Annotated in this window: 1 protein-coding gene and 1 pseudogene; both read left to right on the top strand. The window is 45.4% G+C overall.

Features of this window, described 5'->3' with window-relative positions:
• A partial coding sequence (locus R8N28_RS26505) for an HAD family phosphatase (protein WP_318183825.1) occupies window positions 1–598 on the top strand: 598 nt, incomplete at its 5' end.
• 311 nt (window positions 599–909) lie between these two features.
• Window positions 910–1,108 (top strand): annotated as a pseudogene (locus tag R8N28_RS26500) (plastocyanin/azurin family copper-binding protein); the annotation flags it as partial.

The raw sequence follows: 1,108 nt of genomic DNA, 5'->3' as shown, positions 1-1,108 counted from the left end.
ACGCGTCTGTATGCGTATTTTCCAAGAAGCATGTGAAGTACAAAACCTTCCGTTTTATGAAGATGTTTACCTATCGATCATTGGCCGCAATGCGGCAGGAATTGAGACGATTTTCCGCAAAGCCTACGGCGAGAATTTAGACCGCCTACATCTTGAATGGCGCACTCGTTACAACGCAGTTGTCAAACACCAAGCCATCCCTGTAAAAGATGGCGTTGTTGAGTTGCTGGAGTGGTTGAAAGCACAGGGCTTACCTATCGCGGTCGCGACATCTACCGCGAAAGAAGTGGCAAAAATCAAACTGGAATTAGCAGGGTTGAGCAAATACTTCGATAACCTAACGACAGGCTGCGAAGTGAGCCACGGCAAACCCGATCCAGAAATCTATTTGCTGGCAGCGAACCGTCTGGATGTAGAGCCAAGCCAATGTTTGGCCTTTGAAGATTCCAATAACGGTGTTCGCGCCGCTGTAGCGGCAAACATGATTACTTATCAAATTCCGGACTTGGTTGAACCTTGCGATGAGGTAAAACAATTTGGCCACGCTATCGTGCCTTCACTGCACGAAGTATTAGCAGAGCTTAAACAGACTCGCTAACCCTCCTCTTAATACGTTCCAAAGCTCAACGTCGACGTTGGGCTTTCTCTTAGTTTCTTACCCATCTCATATTCCATCTCTTATTGAATCGACTCCCTCAACCTACACGAATTGAGAATTGAGCCAGTTCACGCCACGAAAGAAAATCAGGTAGTCCAATGATCAATCAGTGGAACGAACCAGTACAAGTTTGCAACAAATCGTCAATATACCGATTGAAGCACGTTTTTCGGGTCAAAACTGGCTGATAATGAGAACTATTGGACAAAAAAGTCCAAGTCAGCCCAAAACAACAAAATGGAGAGTGTTATATGTCTTTACGTATATTAGCAGCAACCTTGGCACTGGCAGGATTGAGCTTCGGCGCACAAGCCAGTGCAGAGTGTGAGGTTTCTATTGATGCTAACGATATGATGCAGTTTTCGACCAAAACATTGAGTGTTCCAGCAACTTGTAAAGAAGTAACGCTAACGCTCAACCACACTGGTAAAATGCCAGCGCAATCTATGG

This window comes from Vibrio sp. Vb1554 (assembly GCF_033344235.1).
Note: the sequence above shows the minus strand (reverse complement) of the source record. Positions and strands in the feature narration are given on the sequence as shown.